Consider the following 18,355-nt stretch of genomic DNA (forward strand, 5'->3'; position numbering starts at 1 on the left):
ATCAATTAAGTATGTATGCAATCGGTAACTTAAAGAAGGTAGCAAGCACTTGTGTCTATGGCACACTTGCCCGCTTCCGGAGAACAAGCGCCGCGGGGCGTGTAACGCATGCAAAAAATCATTGGGCAGATTGCCACAGAGATCAAAGTCAGTGTGCAGCAAGTGAATGCTGCAGTGGAGTTGCTGGATGGTGGTGCCACCGTTCCATTTATTGCCCGCTACCGAAAGGAAGTTACAGGCGGTCTGGACGATGTGCAGTTGCGAGAGCTGGAGGCACGGCTGTCTTACTTGCGCGAGCTGGAAGACCGTCGTGGCACGGTGCTCAAAGCGATTGATGAGCAAGGCAAGCTGACAGATGCACTGCGTCTGGCTATTGCCAGCGCGCCGACCAAGCAAGAGCTGGAGGACATTTACCTGCCTTTCAAGCAAAAGCGTCGCACCAAAGGGCAGATTGCCAAGGAGTTTGGTCTGGAGCCGCTGGCTGACATGCTGTTTGCGGACCCGAGCCTTGATCCGCACAAAGAGGCTGAGGCTTTTTGCAAGCCCGCCACGGTGCTGGATGACGGCAAGCCGGGCCCCGATTTTTCGACTACCTTTGCTGTGCTCGATGGTGTGCGCGACATTTTGTCGGAGCGCTGGGCCGAAGACCCGGCTTTGGTGCAAAAGTTGCGCGAGTGGTTGTGGGCCGAAGGCCTGCTGCGCTCCAAGAAGGTGGAAAGCAAGAACGAGGCTGACGCAGAGGTCGCTAAATTCCGCGATTACTTTGATTACGACGAGCCCATTGGCCGTGTGCCTTCGCACCGTGCTTTGGCGGTGTTTCGTGGGCGTGCACTGGAGATTCTCGAAGCCAAGCTGGTGCAGCCGGTCGAGCCTGAAGTTGGGCAGCCAAGCCTGGCTGAAGGCCACATTGCCTTGCACCTGGGATGGAGCCATGCCAAGCGTGCCTCGGATGATTTGCTGCGCAAGTGCGTGGCCTGGACGTGGCGCGTCAAGCTGAGCCTGTCCACTGAGAGAGATTTGTTCAGCCGTCTGCGTGAAGATGCTGAAAAAGTGGCTATCAAGGTGTTTGGTGACAATTTGCGTGACTTGTTGCTGGCAGCCCCCGCAGGTTCACGTACGGTCATGGGTCTTGACCCGGGTATCCGCACGGGCGTGAAGGTGGCTGTTGTGGATAGCAATGGCAAGCTGGTGGATACCGCAACGGTGTACCCGCACGAACCACGCAAGGACTGGGAAGGTTCTCTGCATACCTTGGCCAAGCTGGTAGAAAAACACGGTGTAAATCTGATTGCTATTGGCAATGGAACGGCCAGTCGCGAGACCGATAAGCTGGCCGCTGACCTGATCAAGCTGGCTGGTAAGGCTGAAAAATCGATCGAAAAGGTTGTGGTCAGTGAGGCGGGTGCTTCGGTGTATTCGGCCAGTGAATTTGCCTCGCAGGAGTTGCCAGATGTGGATGTCAGCCTGCGTGGTGCAGCCAGCATTGCTCGCCGGCTGCAGGACCCTCTGGCTGAACTGGTGAAGATTGACCCCAAGAGCATTGGTGTAGGCCAGTACCAGCATGACGTGAACCAGAGCGAGCTGGCGCGCCAGCTCGACGCTGTGGTGGAAGACTGTGTGAACTCTGTGGGCGTGGATTTGAATACGGCTTCGGCACCGCTGCTGAGCCGTGTTTCGGGATTAAGTGGTTCGGTTGCCAAGTCGGTGGTGCGCTGGCGCGATGCCAATGGCTCTTTCAAAAGTCGCAAGCAACTGATGGAAGTGTCTGGACTGGGCGCCAAGACGTTTGAGCAAGCGGCAGGTTTCTTGCGCATTCGTGATGGCGTGAACCCCCTGGACATGACTGGCGTGCACCCTGAGACCTATTCGGTGGTGGAGCAAATTATTGCCACCACTGGCAAGCCGGTCGATCAGCTGATGGGCAGAAGTGACGTTATCAAGACCTTGAAGCCTGAGCAGTTTGCCAGCGAGCAGTTCGGCGCCATCACCGTCAAAGATATTTTGGGTGAGTTGGAAAAACCCGGTCGCGACCCGCGTCCTGACTTTGTGGTTGCCCGCTTTAATGATGGTGTGGAAGACATCAAGGACCTGAAAGAGGGCATGACGCTGGAGGGTACGGTGAGCAACGTGGCGCAGTTTGGCGCGTTTGTGGATCTGGGCGTGCACCAGGACGGTCTGGTACATGTCAGCCAGATGAGCCACAAGTTCATTGAGGATGCGCGCGAAGTGGTCAAGACGGGCCAGATTGTCAAAGTGAGGGTGCTGGAGGTGGATGCGGCGCGCAAACGCATCAGTTTGACCATGAAGCTTGACTCTGCACCTGCCCGCCGCGATGGCCCTCGGGACAATCGCTTTGAGAGTGCGGGCCGTGGTCACAGCAGTGCGCGCAGTGGTGGCTCCGGACAGCCACAGCGCCGGGATGCGCCGCAGGCACAAAATGCCATGGCTTCGGCGTTCGCCAAATTGCAGAGCCTCAAGAAGTAAGCACTGGGTGTGTACAAAACGAAAAAGGCAGCAGTTGCTGCCTTTTTTGTTTTTGCGGTTTTGTGTTTTGCTTTTTTGCTTCAGGTTTGCTACTTGCGCCAGCGTGCGTCAATGTAGTCGTACAGCGGCGTGGGATCACGCTGCAAGCTGGTGGGGGCGCTGGGTGAATGAATCGGCGTATTGCTGTTTTTACTGACGTCGGCATAGGCTAATTGCTGCATCCAGGCAGTATCCAGACTGCCATCTGCTAGCGGACGCGAGTAGATCAGGGCCAGCATGCGCTTGGCTTGGATGTTGCCCATGTCTGAGGCGCGTTTGTAGAGCCTTATTGCTTCTGTGTAATTGGCCGGTACGCCTTCTCCCCGGTGATAGATGCGCGCTTGGCGAAAGGTTTGCCAGGCGCTGCCAGCCTGGCCGATATTGCCACTGGCATGCATGCGCTGGCTGCTCTGCTCTGCCAGGACCTGCATATTGCGGCGTGCAGCTTCAGAGGTGGCTGAGGCCGCGCGAAACTGTGCAAGCGCTTGGCTGGTCTGGTTTTCTGCAGCCAGCTCCAGACCCCATTCCACGCGCGCATGGGGGTCATTGGCTTTCACTGCACGTTGCAGGGCCTGCTGTTTGCGTTGCTGCATGGCGTTGTTGACTTGCGGTGAGGTCGATGCCACATCTGCATCCATCGGGGCTACGTCCTCCAGAAGCAGCCAGTCAAGGTATGCAGCGCGGCCTGGGTCCTGCTGGCGCAGCTCCTGCAGCCACTTTGGAGCTTTACTGGGCTGGGGGCGCTGGCCACAGCCATCAATAGCACACCAGGCCAGGCCTGCACTCGCCAGCGGATGGCCGAGTGCATGGGCACGCTCGAACATGATGTTTGCCTGCGCAGGATCCAGCGGCACATGCAATCCATGCAGCTGTAGCAGACCGAGCTGCCAGATCGCTTGTGCCTGCTGTTTTCGGGCCTGGCCAGAGCGCGGGGCAGGTGCATTGGCAAGGCTTTGCAGCTCTGCCAGGGCTGGAGACACTGCAGGGGTGCTGGCATCCATGCCGGCACTTGGCTTTTGCAACTGCTCAGAGTCAATGCGCGGTGGTGTTTGCGCTTCTTGCACGCTAATGACTGCACGTGGCTGGGCACTTGCTGCGCCCATTGCTATGCCCGCCAGCAAAGCGACCACTGTACGTATATAGGTGTGGCTCATGATGGTGCTCTTATTGCGGGGCAGCTGCGGAAGCTTTGGGTGCTGTGACCTGCCACTTGAGGCTGCTTTGACCAACGAGGCTGTCACCACCCGCTGCCTGGCGCAGCTGCACTCCAATGTCTTCCAGAGAGGCGGCCCCCTGCAATGGGCGAAATGCTGGTTGCTGCAAGTTGGCAGGCAGCTTGCCTGTCAGGTCATTGGCACTGGCAAAACAGGCTACCCGCTCTTGCCCTGGTATGCCGGCATCAAGCACAAAACCTGGTGTAGGACTCATCCAGTCCGGGATGCGAATGGCCTGATTGGCGGCAATCCAGCCAGAGCTGTTGGTTGCGTTGGGTAACAGGCGGATAACCTGTTTTTCAGCGTTCTCCATGTAGCAGTACAGGTAGGAGGTGCGTGAGACGGTCGCTGACAAGAAGATTTGCTCACCTGGAAGAAAGTGCTCACGCCCGACCATCAGATTTTCTATCTGCATATCAATGTGCGCAGGCTGCCCTTGCTGGCTGGTGTCTGCGGCCATGCTGATGCCAGCGTTATTGACCCAGCCAACGCGCTGCAAATGACCTTGGGGTGTCAGGCTGACAAAGTTGCGCATGGCCCGTTCATAGGTCGGGAAATCTAAAACCCCTGTCACCACGAGACGTTCATCTGCCTGGAATTGGGTCAGAGCCTGGCGCAGTGCGCTGTCATCGGGGGTTTCAGTCTCCAGGTAGCCACGGCGAACCAGCGAGCGACGCACGAGCAGGCTGCGGTTGGCAGGCCCTGCATCTTCAAACCATTCACGCATTTGTCGAATAAATTCAGGGTGGGTTTGCTCAAGCGTCAGGCATTGCCAATAGGGCACCCGGGCCCACTTGCCCAAAAGCTCAATCATGGCCAGCTCTACCAATGTACGGATGGCGGGGCCTGAGCCCTGCGCGTAATCCCTGCCGACGTTGAACTGCACACCGTAATTGCCAATACGCCCTGATAAATCCAGCCCCTGACCTCCGCTGCCAATCACAATTTCGTTGGCTGAATCCAGGCCGGGAATAAAGGTACGGCTGCGAAAGTCACCCAGGTGCATTTCAAGGCCAATCACCGTCGAGCGCTTGTTTTGGCTGTACCCCGTCTCCAGGCGCGAGGCAGAGGTGCCTACCTCGACGTTGTTGCTGATCACTTGCTGGTCAACGAAAGCCACCGCCCCAGAAACATAGAGTGCAGGTCGCTGCAAGCGAATTTGGTTGTTGTTGAGCAAAAGGGTGGTGAGGTTTTGTACGGTATCTTGCTGGGCGATATTCACTTCGTAATCCACGAAGCGAAAAGCATTGCTCACGCGAGACATTTGCGACAGGGCCGTCACAATCATTTCTTTGGTTGCTACCGCAATGCGGCCTGAATAGTCAGGAATGGATTTGCTGGTAATCAGCACCGTTCCCATGCCGCTTTCTCTAAACAGGTGATCCATGCACATCAAGGAGTCTGAGAAACTGCTCAGCGACCTTGTCGGGCGTACTGCGGGGCGGTTGATTTCAGGTGCGCGCGCATGATAGGGCGCATCTTTGGCGGGACTCATCGGTGCACAGCCTGCGAGCAGGCCCACAGCGCTTAGCAAAGCGATCGCGGCTTGCCAGCGGGGATGGCTCGTCAAAGAGAAAGTAGGTAGGTAGGGCATGGTGGCTCTCAGGGGTTGTGGGGCTTTACTGAAAACCTGCTTTTCAACGGCAAATATTGACCAGATCCCCGCGCAACACCACGATCTGATCTCTGCCGCCAACGCCAGAGGGGGGCGCTACATTACTGCCAACATCCTGGATGCAGGTTTTACGATTGGCTTGGGTCTCGACCATGCGGTTCACGTCACCGTCGGTATAAATTCCATCTTTTTGGTCACTGAACGTTTTCGCTTCATACCGGACAATCTTGGCCTTCAAGCTGGTGGGAATGCCATCGCCTTCCTGATCCAGACCTTTGGATACGCCAGGGCCGCCAATCGGCAACTGAAGGTGTTCAACCGGATTTTTAAGCTGAATGGTGTCTTCGCCTGGCGCAGACCAGGAGGCAGGGGCCATCAAGCTAAGGCCAGCTGCCAAGATCCAATGGGTGATCTGGATACGCATGATGCTCTCCTGTGTGCCAGCAATGACACGAAGATGCTGGTGTCAGCGTCTTCGTGTTCAAGGGGGGGGGGCTTGTGAAGGCCGCAATATTTACTGGCAAGTTACGCAAGCGTTGTTTGTGGAGATGTTCTGCACAGCGGAAGACTGGTCAGAGGCATAGTTGCGCACGGATGTGTTCTTGAGCAGAACCACCTGGGTCAAAGCCTTCTTGACGTCAACATTGCCAACGTTGCTGGCCAGGTTCTGCGAAGCGTAGGCCTGATCTTCAGCGTAGTTGCTGATGTACGCGCCTTTGCCCACTGTGGCCTGCGTAAGAGCTGCACCGACTTTCACCCCTGCAGTGTTGGAGGAGATGTTCTGACGTGCCGTGGCCTGATCCTCGGCCTTGTTGCTCACGTGGCTCCAGCTCAGCGAAGTCAGCTGCAAAGTGGGGCCATTGATTTCAATCGATGGAGCCGCAGCAGGTGTCGGGGTGGGCGTAGGCGTTGGGTTGGGGTGCGTGGGTCGAGAAGATTGAGCAAATGCTGTGGCCGCAATCAGGCTGAGCGAGAAGACTGCAATGGACTTTTTCATGATTGGCTCCTAGGTGGTTGACGTGTCGCATGAAGCAACTGACAGAGAGCTTGTCTGCCAGTGGGCCTGGTCGGATGTATTGACGAGGCTTGGAGTCAGTGTCTGTTTGCACCCAGGAACAGCCAATCCCATAAATTAGGTAAGTACTCGTTGGCAGAGATCAGGGCTGAAGTTGTAACGCCCATGGCTATAGGCTTTTGACTACTGACGGGCGGTAGTAAGAGGGAGTAAAAAACTAGGTAGTGACAGCTTGTAAGCAGTGCAATGGTTTGAAGGAAAGTCATGACCCCGAGCCAGCAAGGCATCTCACAGCCATATAAGTGGGAAGTGACGGCAGGAGGCTGTACTCCAGCGATGTCTCAGTGGCCCGACTTCATGGTTGGTCAAAAGAGCAAACCTGTCCGCGTATTTCTGGTGGACGACGATGTGCACCTGCGTCATGTGGTGGAGCGCGAACTGATGGCGGACCCTCGCGTGCAACTGGTGGGGCAGACAGGTGGTTTGCGAGAAGCCAAGCGTGCGATGCGGCAAGAAGTATTTGACGTGCTCCTGGCCGACTTGAATTTAGAGGATGGCTGCGGTCTGGAGCTGATTAGCCTGCAACGCTCTATTCGGCCTGCTGCAGAGACCATCATTATTTCGGTCATGGAGGGTGATGCGCAGTTGCTGCGTGCCATAGAGCAAGGGGCTGCCGGGTATCTGGTGAAGCACTGCTGGTTTGGAAGCTATGTTCAGGCAGTTTTGCAGGTCGCCAATGGCGGTGCATCCATTACCCCGCATGTCGCGCGCCGTTTGCTGCAACGGATGCGAAGCAATACGCCTGAGCCCAAGTGCACCGATAGCGAACAATTATCTGGACGAGAGCGCGAAATTTTGCGTCACGTAGCCAGTGGGTATACCAGCCAAGAAATCGCGGCTCAGTTGCTGATTACTTCTATGACTGTTAACACGCACGTGCGTAATATTTACCGGAAACTGCAAGTCAAAAGTCGCGCGCAGGCCGTGCGGGCTGCGTTGCTGCATGGTTTGCTTTGATTGTTATGTGGCAACCAGTTGCTTGGCGGGGGTGGCACATGCTCTGGGAGATTGCAGCCCTGTGGTTTTTCAATGTGGCTGTATTGCTGTTTTGCCTCTGGATACTTCCGCCTGATTTTGAGCAGACGGGCTGGATGCATTGGCTGGTAGTCTTGCTGCTGCAGAGTTTATGTGCAGCGGTTTTTTTTCTGCTGTCACGAAAAGCGATACGCTGGAAAAAGCGTAAAAGTCAGCGCACCTCACCAGAGGTCAAGGCGGAACGCGCACGCATCGCACAGGACTTACACGACGGAGTCGGGGCGCATCTGTTTCAGGCACTGGCTTTGCTGGATGCACGGAATGCCTCTGTCGAAGACGTTCGCCACAGCATTGAAAATGCCATGTGGTGTTTGCGTGTGGAGATGGAGTGCTTGGACGATGTGGATGCGAGTTTGATTGAGCGTCTGGCCATGATGCGCTGGCGTCTGCAGCCGTTGCTGCAAGCGCGAGGGGTGTCGATGGACTGGCAGATGCCAACAGGCGAAAGTGACCTCAGCCCGCATGCCAACCAAGGGTTGCAGCTGGCCATGCTTGCCCAGGAGGCTATCAGCAATGCACTCAGGCACGCGCAATGCAAAGTGTTGCGTATCAGGCTGACATGCCATGAAGCTACGTGGCAGCTAGAGATTGCTGATGACGGGTGCGGCTATCAGCCACCACTTGACGATGACAGCTCACAGGAGTGTGCCGGGCGAGGGCTGCAGAGCATGCGCACCCGTGCCCAACAAGCATGTGCTGTGCTGTCCATTGATGCGCAGGCTGGGCGCGGTACGCACGTTGGCGTGCAATGGAGTGCTGTCCGCTAAGTGCCACAAGAGCATGCGGCCCAAGTGACCAATGCTCAGACTGCCGCTATGCTTAGCTGAGCACTAACCGGCGAACTCACGCCCTGACTTTGCCCTCCTATGCACATTGCTGAAGAACTTACTCTGCCCTGCCAGCCTCGTGTCCTGGCGCTGTTAATGCGTGAGCTGCTCAGTGATATGCCTAATTTGCGACGGGTGAACCAGCTTTTTGGTGGTGACCCAGTTCTGGCTGCGCAACTGATGGAATGCGCCAACGCCAGTGCTTACCAAATGCAGGGCCTGGTGCGTGGCATTCCGCAGGCGATTACGTTGCTGGGTGACAGGCAGTTGCGGGCATTGTTGAAAAAAGCCCAGACGGGTATGACCTTGCGGGCCAGGCCGGGCCTGGATATGGTGCAATTTGTACGTGTCAGCCATGCCAGTGCCAAATTGGCGCGCAGTCTGGCTGGCTTAACGGGGCTGGATGCCAGTGCGGCCTATGTGGCGGCTTTGCTGCATGGAATTGGCCAGGTCTTTATGAACCAAACGCAGCCAGAGCGCGTAGCTGCGCTGAATGTGGAAACCAGCGTCTGGGATCCACGCCGGCCTCGTCTGGAGGTGCGTCACTGGGGGTATAGCGCCAACAGTACAACGGCAGCTTTGCTGCGGCAGTGGAATCTGCCTGCCGACGTGATTGCCGCGGTCAAGGCCATGGAGGCGCCGATGGAGACGGCGCAGTTTGATCCGATGGCGGGCGTTTTGCATCTGGCGGTGTGGTGCAGCCGTGTCAAACACTGTGGCTGGAGTGAGCGCACCGTGGCAGATGCTTTCCCCGTTGACGTGGCGTTAGCGCTGGGCGTGGATGTGGACGTGGTCTTGCAGCAGGACGCGGCAGACTGGAGTCAATCCTTGTATTGATTGCTTGCAGCTGTAAAGCAGATGACGGCCAGAGCGCTGAAAAGTCAAAAAGCCATGCGCAGCTTGGCGTAAAAGGATGACAAGGGCACCCAGGTAAGCGCTGTCATTGTTGTGCAGTTAAAACCTGAAGCTGTCCTATGTCTGAGCATCCGCCAACCTCCTCAGGGAAGCACCGCCTGCAGGAGCCATCAACCCAGCCGGTTGCTCCCCCTCCAAAGTCCAGTCACCACAACGAGATACCGCCTTCTGTGCTCGATGACAGAGGCTTGCAGGCGCTGGCGGCGATGGTTCCGGGCCTGCGCTGGCTGGTGGGGCTGCTGATTGCTTCCGTCATCATCGCGGCCCTGTATTTTGGGCGCGATATCTTGATCCCCCTTGCCTTGGCGGTGCTGCTGGGTTTTTTACTCGACCCTGCGGTCAGTTTGCTAAAGCGCTGGGGCTTGCCGCGCATGGCAGCAACGTTGCTGGTGGTGGCCCTGTCGCTGGGCGCTCTGACTGGCATGGGGTTTTATTTGGGCAAGCAGGTGCAGTCGCTCAGTGCTGACTTGCCCACCTACCAAAACACCATCAAGCAAAAGCTCAGGAACCTGCGCACGCTCAGCAGTGGCCCCGGCGCGTGGGATGGTGCCCTCAAGACCTATAACGCGGTGGAGGGCGAAATTTCTGCCGCCAGCGCGCAGGCCGAGCGCAGCCAGCCGCGCGTGCAAAAAGTGGAAGTGATCCGCGAAGATGGCAAGCCACTGGAGATTGTGATGAAGTGGCTGGGCAAAGTGAGCGAGCCTGTTGCCATGGTGGGCATCGTGCTGCTGTTTGTGATTTTGATCTTGCTGGACAGGGATGACCTGAGGGACCGGCTGCTGCGCTTGATGGGAGGAAACATGCATGTGGCCACCGATGCTTTGGATGAAGCGTCGGAGCGCATTGGCAAGTACCTGCGCATGCAGTTCATTGTGAATGTGACTTATGGCATCCCCATGGCGCTGGGCTTGTGGCTGATTGGTGTGCCCGGGGCCATTTTGTGGGGGGTGCTGGCCACCATCATGCGTTTTGTACCCTATGTGGGGCCCATGATTTCTGCGGTGTTTCCGATAGCACTGGCTTTTGCTGTGGCTCCCGGCTGGGATATGTTGCTGTGGACGCTGGGGCTGATTTTGCTGCTGGAGCTCATCAGCAACAATGTGGTGGAGCCGTGGCTGTATGGTGCCAGCACTGGCCTGTCGACGTTGGCCATCATCATGGCCGCTACGTTCTGGACAGCCTTGTGGGGCCCTGTGGGCTTGATTTTGTCGACCCCTTTAACGGTGTGCTGTCTGGTATTGGGCCGCTATTTGCCGGGGTTGCAGTTCATGGAAGTGCTGCTGGGCAGCCAGCCAGTACTGGACGCGCCGCACCGTTTGTATCAGCGCTTGCTGGCAGATGACGTGCACGGTGCGATTGACGTCGTGCAAGATGCCATTGCTCAGCGCATGCCAGTCAAACCCACAGCCGCAGACAAGGGGCAAGCGCTTGTGCGGTTTTATGGCGATGTAGCGCTGCCGGCTTTGCAGCTGGCATACAGACACCATTCGGAAAGGGCCACAGTAGGGCACCGTATGCGCTTGTCCAATGGCATGGAGGAGGTGCTGGAGGAGTTGCAGGATGAGTTTCCTGCGCAGCCTTCATCTGCAGGTGCAGGCCTGAATGGGCGTGTGCATTGCGTGGGGGCGAGCTGGGAGGTGGATGCGCTGGCAGCACGCATGGTCTCGCACAGTCTGAATCTCCACGGTATTCACGCTAGCTGCACTGGTCATGCCTTGACGACCACTGTCCGTCCAGATGAGACGCAAGACTGGGCCGATGTGCAGTGGCTGGTTGTATCTGCTTTTCATGTTCAGCCGCAGGCCATGGTGCGCCAGCTTGTGCGCAGGTTGCGTCGCCGTCACCCCAACATGCCAGTCATTTTGGCGCTGTGGAATGCCACGCCAGCGGTTTTGACCACCGATTTTGTGGAACGCACTGGGGTGAACGCAGTGGTCACCAGCATGCAAGAGCTGGTGCTGCGCATGCAGCAATTGCTCTCTCCTGAGCAAGTGGCGCATGGGTATGTGCCGGCTCCATGGCCGGAGCATGACGATGAACGTGTGCAGCATTTGCAGCGCAGTGGTGCGCTATTGCCTGTGCATTGGCCTGCGTATAAGCAGCTGGCTTTGAAAGCGGTGAATGCATTCGATGTGAAGTACGCGCAAGTGTCGCTGGTGGATCACAACTGGGTGCATACGCCGGGCAGCTTGCTGGCGAGCAGTGACGGGGCGGACGGGCAGGCAGGCCTGCCCCGGGACTTATCGATTTGCGCTTATGTCGTGCACGAGGGTGAAGACGTGGTTGTGGAAGACGTGGCGCGGGATCCGCGCTTTGCTGATAACCCAGTGCTGACCGAAGCGCACGTGAAGTTCTATGCCGGGGTGCCGCTCAAGAACCAGCAAGGCATGGTGCTGGGCAGCCTGTGCATCATGCATGACATGCCGCGACGCATGAATGCTTCGGACATGGATGCCCTGCACGACATGGCTAAAGATTTGATGGAGCGTTTGCGAGAACAGGGACGTGTCGCGCAAGAGCCCGGTACCCCCGCACCGCCAGCGTCATGACTGCCGGGCAACCGTACGCCGTAGATGTATGGTTACAGGCTGCTGTGCAGCATCTCCTCGTAGTCGTGCGCACTGGCCGTGCGTGGATTGGTGCCATGGCAGTGGTCTTTGAGCGCACCGTCTATCACCTGGGCAAACCATGCAGGCTCTACACCCATGGCGGCCAAGCCTGCGGGCAACCCAAGCCGTGCATTCATGTCACGGATGGCAGCGGGTATGTCGCTGGCACGGCTCAGGCCCATGGCGTGTGCCATTTTTTCAAGCCGCTGTTCGCGCTGCACCGAATCTGCCTGTGCGTTAAAACGTACCACGGCGGGCAAAAACATGGCGTTGAGCGTGCCATGGTGCAGGCGTGGCGAGATGCCGCCCAGGCTGTGACTCAGGCTGTGGACGCAGCCCAGGCCTTTTTGAAATGCCATGGCGCCTTGCATGCTGGCGCTCATGAGCTGGCGGCGCGCCTCGGCGTCCTGCCCATTGCGTGTGGCGCGTTCGATGTGCGCCCAGCCACGCGTCAGGCCGTCCAGTGCAATTCCGTCGGCGGGGGGGTTAAAGGCTGCTGACATGAAAGTTTCCATGCAATGAGCCACCGCGTCCATGCCGGTGGCCGCCGTGAGCATGGGGGGCAGGCCATAGGTCAGTTCGGGATCGCAAATGGCCGCCTTGGGCACCAGGTGCCACGAGTGAAAGCCCAGTTTGCGGTGGTCTTGGACGATGATGATTGCGCCACGTGCTACTTCGCTGCCAGTGCCGCTGGTGGTGGGGACGGCAATGATGGGGGCCACGGCCTCGGTGATTTTTGCAGAGCCGCCTTCAATGGTGGCGTACATCTTGAGTGGGCCTTCGTGCGTGGCGGCAATCGCCACGCCCTTGGCGCAGTCAATGGCGCTGCCTCCGCCAACGGCAATCAAGCCATCGCAGTGGTGCTGCTTGTACAGGGCGGCGGCCGCGTGAACCGCTGCCTCTGTGGGGTTGCTGGGGGTGCTGTCAAAGACGGTGACGGGCAGATCACCCAGTGCATCCAGTGCCTTTTGCAGCACTCCGGCGGCTTTGACGCCAGGGTCGGTCACGACCAGCGGGCGTGTGATGCCTACGCGCTGGCATTCCTGCGCCAGCAGGCGCACGGCACCAAAGTCAAACTGAATGTGCGTGACGTAATTGATAAAAGCCATATCCTGCCCCCAGCCCCGTGGTGTTCAAACAGTCCTTATTTTGGACAAGTGGGGGGTGGATGACCAGCTTGGCAACCCTCAGGCAAGGCTGCGTTGGGTCACGCAAGGGACAATCCACTTGCCTGCAGCGGCCCTGTGATTGCTGCATGATGTGCAGCTTTGTGATTGCTGCTTGCGTGCTGTGAACGACGAAAACGATCTGAATCCCCATCCCCTGACCCCTGCCATGCGCGATGTGCTGCGCCGCATGCGACGTGCCAACCGCCCGCATCTGCATACCTTGTCTGCGCAGCAGGCACGTGTCGCTTATGAAGCGGGCGCGGGTGTGCTGGAAATTGCCAAGCAGGCACTGCCCCGTGTAGAAGACATACGTATTGCCGCACGCGATGGCACTGCATTGCCTGCACGCCTGTATGCGCCAAGCACCTGTGCGCCTTTGCCTGTACTGCTGTACCTGCATGGCGGTGGTTTCACCATTGGCAGCGTGGCTACGCACGATGTGCTTTGCCGCCAGCTGGCGCATCTGGCGGGTTGCGCAGTGGTGTCGCTGGACTACCGGCTTGCGCCAGAGCACCAGTTCCCCACGGCCATTAACGACGCGTGGGATGCCCTGCAATGGCTGGCTGCTCACGGAGACACGCTGGGGCTGGACACCCAGCGCATGGCCGTAGGCGGTGACAGCGCAGGCGGGACACTGGCTGCCGCCTGTGCGATTTTGGCGCGTGATGCAGGCCTGAGCCTGCAGCTGCAATTGCTGATTTACCCCGGCACCTGTGCCCACCAGGATACGGATTCGCACTTTCGCTATGCCCACGCACTGGTGCTGGAGCGCGAAGGCATTCTCTGGTTTTTTGACCAATATGTGCGCAATGACGCAGACCGCGAAGACTGGCGCTTTGCACCTTTGCTGGCTCCTGATGTTGAAGGCGTGGCACCGGCGTTTTTATGCCTGGCTGAGCTGGACCCCCTGGTGGATGAGGGTGTGCAGTACGCCGATATGCTGCGCATGGCGGGGGTGCCGGTGGATCTGGAGATCTACAAAGGCGTGACACACGAATTCATCAAGATGGGCCGCGCCATTCCTGAAGCGCGCCAGGCCCATGCCGACATGGCCGCTGCATTGCGCGCGGCACTGGGCACAACGCCCACTGTTTGAACTGCACCAGAAAGAGAACCACATGCTCCCTCAAGACTTTCGCTGCCGCCATCGCCTGACCGTGCGCTGGGCGGAGGTAGATGCCCAGAAAATTGTCTTCAATGCCCACTATCTGATGTACGCCGATGTGGCGATCACAGACTACTGGCGCCAGATGGCTTTGCCATACGCCCAAAGCTGGGGCCATCTGGGCGGCGAGCTGTTTGTCAAGAAGGCCACCGTCACTTACTTTGCATCAGCACAAATGGGCGATGTGCTGGACATTGGCATTCGCTGCGTCAAGCAAGGCAACACCTCGCTGCAGTTTGAGGCGGGCATCTTCCGGGGCCAGCAATTGCTCAACACAGTAGAGCTGGTGTATGTGTTTGCCGATGCGCAGCGCCAGCCGCAACCCGTGCCGCAGCAATTGCGTGACATGCTGACCGCGTTTGAAGCAGGTCAGGAGATGGTGCAACTGCGTTCGGGCAGCTGGAACGATCTGGGTCGTCTGGCTGAGCGCTTGCGCATGGAAGTGTTTGTCAAAGAGCAGGGCGTTCCAGCTGAGATCGAAATGGATGAGTTTGACCCTGTCTGCCGCCACGTTGTAGCGGTAAACGGGCTGGGCCATGCCGTGGGCACAGGCCGCCTGATCACCGATGCCCCCGGTGTGGCGCGCATTGGGCGCATGGCCGTGGCGCGTGAAATGCGCGGCAGCCGCGTGGGTCGCCAGGTGCTGGATGCATTGATGGCTGCTGCACGCGAGCGTGGTGACAAGGAAGCCGTACTGCATGCGCAAGTGCATGCGAAAAACTTCTACGCTCGCGCTGGCTTTGTGCCTGAAGGCCAGGTGTACGACGAAGCCGGCATTGACCACATCACCATGCGTCTGAAGTTTTAATAGCTGCATACGCTCAATAACAAAGGGTTTCAGATACTTTTGATCTGAAACCCTTTGTCGTATAAGCGATGGCTGCTCTTAAATTTTGAAAGCCTGCACGCTGTGCGCCATGTGCACGGTTTGATCGTGCAGGCTGGCGGCAGCAGCGCTGGACTCTTCTGCCAGAGCCGAGTTCTGGGACATGGCGTGCTCCAGCTGGTTGATGGCCTGGGAGATGTCTGCCATGGCCGCGTTTTGTGCGTGGGTCGAGCTGACAATTTCACGCATGTGGTCTGTCACGTTGCCTGACGCCTGCTGCAGCAGATGCATGGCGCTGAGTGCCTCCTTGCTTTGCGCCGCTCCCACGCCGATAGATTGTTCCGAGGTCTCAATCAGCTGGCGGATCTGCTTGGCAGACTCGGCCGAGCGCAGCGCCAGACGACGTACTTCTTCTGCAACCACGGCAAAGCCACGGCCTTGCTCCCCGGCACGGGCGGCTTCAACGGCAGCATTCAACGCCAGCAGGTTGGTTTGAAAAGCCAGACTGTCCACCACGGAGACAATGTCGGAAATCTGCTCCGACTGCTGGCTGATGGAAGCCATGCTCTGCGCCAGCTCGTTCACTACGTGCTGGCCTTTTTGTGCGGCCTGCGTGGCGTTGCGTGTCATGGTGTCGGCCTCTGAGGCCAGAGCGCGGGCTTGCTCGACAGTGGCCAGTACGCGGCCAGCCGCATTGGCGGTTTCTTCCAAAGCGCTGCAAGCGGTTTCGGTGCGCAAAGACAGGTCACTGCTGCCCGCCTCAATTTCCTGGCTCGCCGTCTGTACCTGTGTTGCACTGTGGCTGACGGTGCGCACAATCGCATTGAGTTTCAGAATAAATTCTTTTAAATCCTGCGCCAATGGCGTTTGAACAGATTGATGGTGAATATTGAGGTTGAATTTGTCACCGTCGTGAATGGCATCTACAAGGCTTTGCAATTCAATGCCTTGCAAATAGGATTCAGACATTTTCTTGACGATTAATATTTCAACAGCAGTCTGCACAATGACAAATGCGGCGTGCAGAACAATTTTTGCAAAATCCGCTTCAGTGGTGCAGTAAATGCCGTAGCCCCAGGCTTGCAGGCGGTCAAATAAAATATGGTGAATGGCAAAAAAAACAGCGCAGGCCAGTATGACCCGCCATTGGCGGTACACCATGACCAGTGCCAGCGTGACAAAAACACCAAAGTGAAATTCCAGGGTGCCCAGCGACACCTGAATATGCAAGACAACGGCAGCGCACAGCAGTATCGGCAGCACATAGCGCGCCAGTGCCGTACCGCTGCTGGTAAAGAAAACCACAGCAGCCAGACCTATGAGGCTGGGGCCGGCAATCAAGGCTATATCAACGCTGGAGTAATGCCAGCCAATTGGAATGGCCAGTAGCGCATAAATGCTGATCAAAATCAGCATCAAACGGTCTGCCTGGCGGCTGACGTCAGTCAGTGCTTCTTGCGTATTGGTTTTTTTGCTTGAATAGCTGAACGAAGACGAGTCTTTTTGAATTGCAAATGAATTCATGAGAAATGCTGAAAGCTTCAATCTGGGATAGAAGCTTTAATGGGTAAAGTAGTAAATGAATGCAGAGGCTCTGAATTTAAATATTTAACATTTATTAGAATAATATAAATATTAATTTCAAGGAAGTCTGCAGCCTTAAATCATAGCAGTGCGCGAGATTTTGTTTTTTAGTCCCTGGCAAAGGGGAGTTAATCGTGGGGGCAGATTGTTAATAAATGACAAATAAGCACAAGTTTCAATTTTGAGTTAATGCAGCCAGATTTGCCAGCTGCAGGCGCTGCAATGCCAGGGCCTGCAGCTGCTGCGCAAGGCCTCCTTCAATGGCGGGGTGCAGGGCCAGATGGCTGCGCAGCAACTGCAGCAGGGCCTGTGCTTCTTGTGCCTGGGCGGTGTTCAGGATGGCTACGGTCATGCCTGGGCGTGGGTGTGCTGTCAGCAGGCCCTCATGGCACAGCAGCTTCATGGCTTCGCGCACGGGTGTGCGGCTGACTCCCAGGCTGCTGGCAATCTCTCCATCCAGCAATTCCGTGCCGGGAAGCCATTCGCCCTGCAAGATGCGCTGGCGCAGGCGATCGGCAATGGCCGTGCTCAGGGATTGGGGCTGGAGGGGCAGGCAGGCAGTCATTCACGCACGGGCGCGCGTTGCACGCGCCACTTTCACAGATAAAGGCGGCGATTGTCTGTGAGGTGCCGGGTGTGTGCTGCAACGCCGCGCAATGGGCGGAGCGCTGCAGCGGTTTTGCCCTGTGGCTTATGCGCGGCTGCGGCCCCAGCTCATGACGGCAGTGCCTGCAATGGCCATGGCCCCGCCCAGCAGCATGGGGGTGTCAATGCGCTCGCCCAGCAAAAAAGCAGAGATCACTACGCCAAACAGCGGCACCAGCGTGATGTAGCCTGAGGCAGCGCCGGCGCCCAGCGCTTTGACCCCGTCAAAATACCAGGCGTAGGCCAGTGCAGTGGCGCCAAACGCCAGAAAGAGCAGGGCCACCCACGCTGTGGTGCCGCTGTCAACCGCGCTTGCCAGGCCGCTGGGGCCTTCCACAATCAGGCTGCCTGCCAGCAAAAGCAGGGCGCCAATGGTGCTGGTGACGGCGGTGGTCGATAGCGCATCTACCCCCGTGAGCATCCAGCGGCCAATCAAGGTGTAGAGCACCCAGCAGACCACGCAGCCCAAAATCAGCAGCTCGCCAATACCCATGGCACCTTGCAAGATTTCAAGTGGTTTGCCGTGCGAAAGGACAACCACGGCCCCCACCACAGCCAGCAGCATGCCTGCGGCAATGATGGCGTTCAGGCGCTCTTTAAACAGCCATGCAGCCATCAACAGTGTCATGACGGGGTTGAGTGTGATGACAAGCGCGGCTTTTCCTGCTGGCAGGTGCTGCAGGCCTGACAAAAAGAATGCGGCATAGCCAAACACGCCTGTGGCGCCCGCTGCGGCCATGCCCAGCCAGCGCTGTGCGCTCCAGCTCCTGAGCTGGCTAAAGCCGCCTGCCCAGTACATCCACGGAATCAGCACCATGGCAGCCAGCACAAAGCGCAGGCATGCGCCTGCCAGTGGCGGCATGGATTGCGCAATGATGCGCCCTGCAGGCCATGATGCCCCCCATAAAACGGCCATGCCGATAAGCCGCAGGTGCGGGCCAAAACGCGGATGTGATTGCATAGGCATGACTATGCACCAGCGCAGCTGCGCGGCGCAGCAAAACATGTCGCTCAGGCACGGTGCCTTGCGCTGCAATGACGCTTTAGCGCATTACGGCAAAGCGCAGACAGCTATGTTTTTATAGGCTCATATTTCGCTAAGAGCGCATGCGTGCATGAGCAAGCCTTGGCCACGCCGACTAGGATGCGTGGC

15 protein-coding genes are annotated in these 18,355 nt (G+C 57.7%); 7 read left to right on the forward strand and 8 right to left on the reverse strand.

What is annotated here, in order from left to right; all coding sequences use genetic code 11:
- Positions 1 to 108: 108 nt before the first annotated feature.
- A complete protein-coding gene (locus tag IB213_RS10840; RefSeq protein ID WP_192406468.1) occupies positions 109 to 2,484 on the forward strand; it encodes a Tex family protein in 2,376 nt (791 codons plus the stop codon).
- Positions 2,485 to 2,573: 89 nt separating this feature from the next.
- Here the strand turns inward: IB213_RS10840 and IB213_RS10845 are convergent, their stop codons facing one another.
- The 4 genes from IB213_RS10845 to IB213_RS10860 form a co-directional block, all read right to left on the reverse strand.
- Complete coding sequence (locus IB213_RS10845) at positions 2,574 to 3,677, reverse strand: SEL1-like repeat protein (RefSeq protein ID WP_192406470.1); 1,104 nt, start codon at positions 3,675 to 3,677, stop codon at positions 2,574 to 2,576.
- A gap of 10 nt (positions 3,678 to 3,687) precedes the next feature.
- Positions 3,688 to 5,331: a DUF4384 domain-containing protein gene (locus tag IB213_RS10850; RefSeq protein ID WP_192406472.1), complete on the reverse strand. Its 1,644-nt coding sequence runs from the start codon at positions 5,329 to 5,331 to the stop codon at positions 3,688 to 3,690.
- Positions 5,332 to 5,374: 43 nt separating this feature from the next.
- Positions 5,375 to 5,776: a hypothetical protein gene (locus tag IB213_RS10855; protein WP_192406474.1), complete on the reverse strand. Its 402-nt coding sequence runs from the start codon at positions 5,774 to 5,776 to the stop codon at positions 5,375 to 5,377.
- 90 nt (positions 5,777 to 5,866) lie between these two features.
- Positions 5,867 to 6,349 (reverse strand): hypothetical protein, encoded by a 483-nt coding sequence (locus IB213_RS10860; protein WP_192406476.1) that lies wholly within the window; start codon positions 6,347 to 6,349, stop codon positions 5,867 to 5,869.
- A gap of 354 nt (positions 6,350 to 6,703) precedes the next feature.
- Here IB213_RS10860 and IB213_RS10865 point away from each other — a divergent pair, with 354 nt between their 5' ends.
- From IB213_RS10865 to IB213_RS10880, 4 genes are all read left to right on the forward strand, one after another.
- A complete protein-coding gene (locus IB213_RS10865; RefSeq protein ID WP_225561073.1) occupies positions 6,704 to 7,384 on the forward strand; it encodes a response regulator transcription factor in 681 nt (226 codons plus the stop codon).
- Positions 7,385 to 7,422: 38 nt separating this feature from the next.
- Positions 7,423 to 8,229 carry a sensor histidine kinase gene (locus IB213_RS10870; RefSeq protein WP_192406480.1) on the forward strand — a complete coding sequence of 269 codons (807 nt, stop codon included), beginning with the start codon at positions 7,423 to 7,425 and terminating at the stop codon, positions 8,227 to 8,229.
- Between the two features lie 99 nt (positions 8,230 to 8,328).
- Positions 8,329 to 9,126 (forward strand): HDOD domain-containing protein, encoded by a 798-nt coding sequence (locus IB213_RS10875; protein ID WP_192406482.1) that lies wholly within the window; start codon positions 8,329 to 8,331, stop codon positions 9,124 to 9,126.
- A gap of 137 nt (positions 9,127 to 9,263) precedes the next feature.
- Complete coding sequence (locus IB213_RS10880) at positions 9,264 to 11,753, forward strand: AI-2E family transporter (RefSeq protein ID WP_192406484.1); 2,490 nt, start codon at positions 9,264 to 9,266, stop codon at positions 11,751 to 11,753.
- Positions 11,754 to 11,785: 32 nt separating this feature from the next.
- Here the strand turns inward: IB213_RS10880 and IB213_RS10885 are convergent, their stop codons facing one another.
- Positions 11,786 to 12,922, reverse strand: coding sequence for an iron-containing alcohol dehydrogenase (locus IB213_RS10885; RefSeq protein WP_192406486.1), 1,137 nt, complete (start codon positions 12,920 to 12,922; stop codon positions 11,786 to 11,788).
- Positions 12,923 to 13,148: 226 nt separating this feature from the next.
- Here IB213_RS10885 and IB213_RS10890 point away from each other — a divergent pair, with 226 nt between their 5' ends.
- Positions 13,149 to 14,078 (forward strand): alpha/beta hydrolase, encoded by a 930-nt coding sequence (locus IB213_RS10890; RefSeq protein WP_192407145.1) that lies wholly within the window; start codon positions 13,149 to 13,151, stop codon positions 14,076 to 14,078.
- Positions 14,079 to 14,100: 22 nt separating this feature from the next.
- Positions 14,101 to 14,955: a GNAT family N-acetyltransferase gene (locus IB213_RS10895; RefSeq protein ID WP_191724499.1), complete on the forward strand. Its 855-nt coding sequence runs from the start codon at positions 14,101 to 14,103 to the stop codon at positions 14,953 to 14,955.
- 78 nt (positions 14,956 to 15,033) lie between these two features.
- Here the strand turns inward: IB213_RS10895 and IB213_RS10900 are convergent, their stop codons facing one another.
- The 3 genes from IB213_RS10900 to IB213_RS10910 all read right to left on the reverse strand — a co-directional run bounded on the left by IB213_RS10900 (position 15,034) and on the right by IB213_RS10910 (position 18,169).
- Positions 15,034 to 16,497, reverse strand: coding sequence for a methyl-accepting chemotaxis protein (locus IB213_RS10900; protein WP_192406488.1), 1,464 nt, complete (start codon positions 16,495 to 16,497; stop codon positions 15,034 to 15,036).
- 235 nt (positions 16,498 to 16,732) lie between these two features.
- Positions 16,733 to 17,122, reverse strand: a complete 390-nt coding sequence (locus IB213_RS10905) for a GntR family transcriptional regulator (RefSeq protein ID WP_192406490.1) — start codon at positions 17,120 to 17,122, stop codon at positions 16,733 to 16,735.
- A gap of 126 nt (positions 17,123 to 17,248) precedes the next feature.
- The gene (locus IB213_RS10910; RefSeq protein ID WP_225214279.1) at positions 17,249 to 18,169 is read right to left on the reverse strand and encodes a DMT family transporter; all 921 of its coding nucleotides are present in this window, start codon (positions 18,167 to 18,169) and stop codon (positions 17,249 to 17,251) included.
- Between the last annotated feature and the right edge of the window lie 186 nt (positions 18,170 to 18,355).

Origin of the sequence: Comamonas sp. CMM02, assembly GCF_014851485.1 — a bacterium.
GTDB classification, from domain to species: domain Bacteria; phylum Pseudomonadota; class Gammaproteobacteria; order Burkholderiales; family Burkholderiaceae_C; genus Comamonas; species Comamonas avium.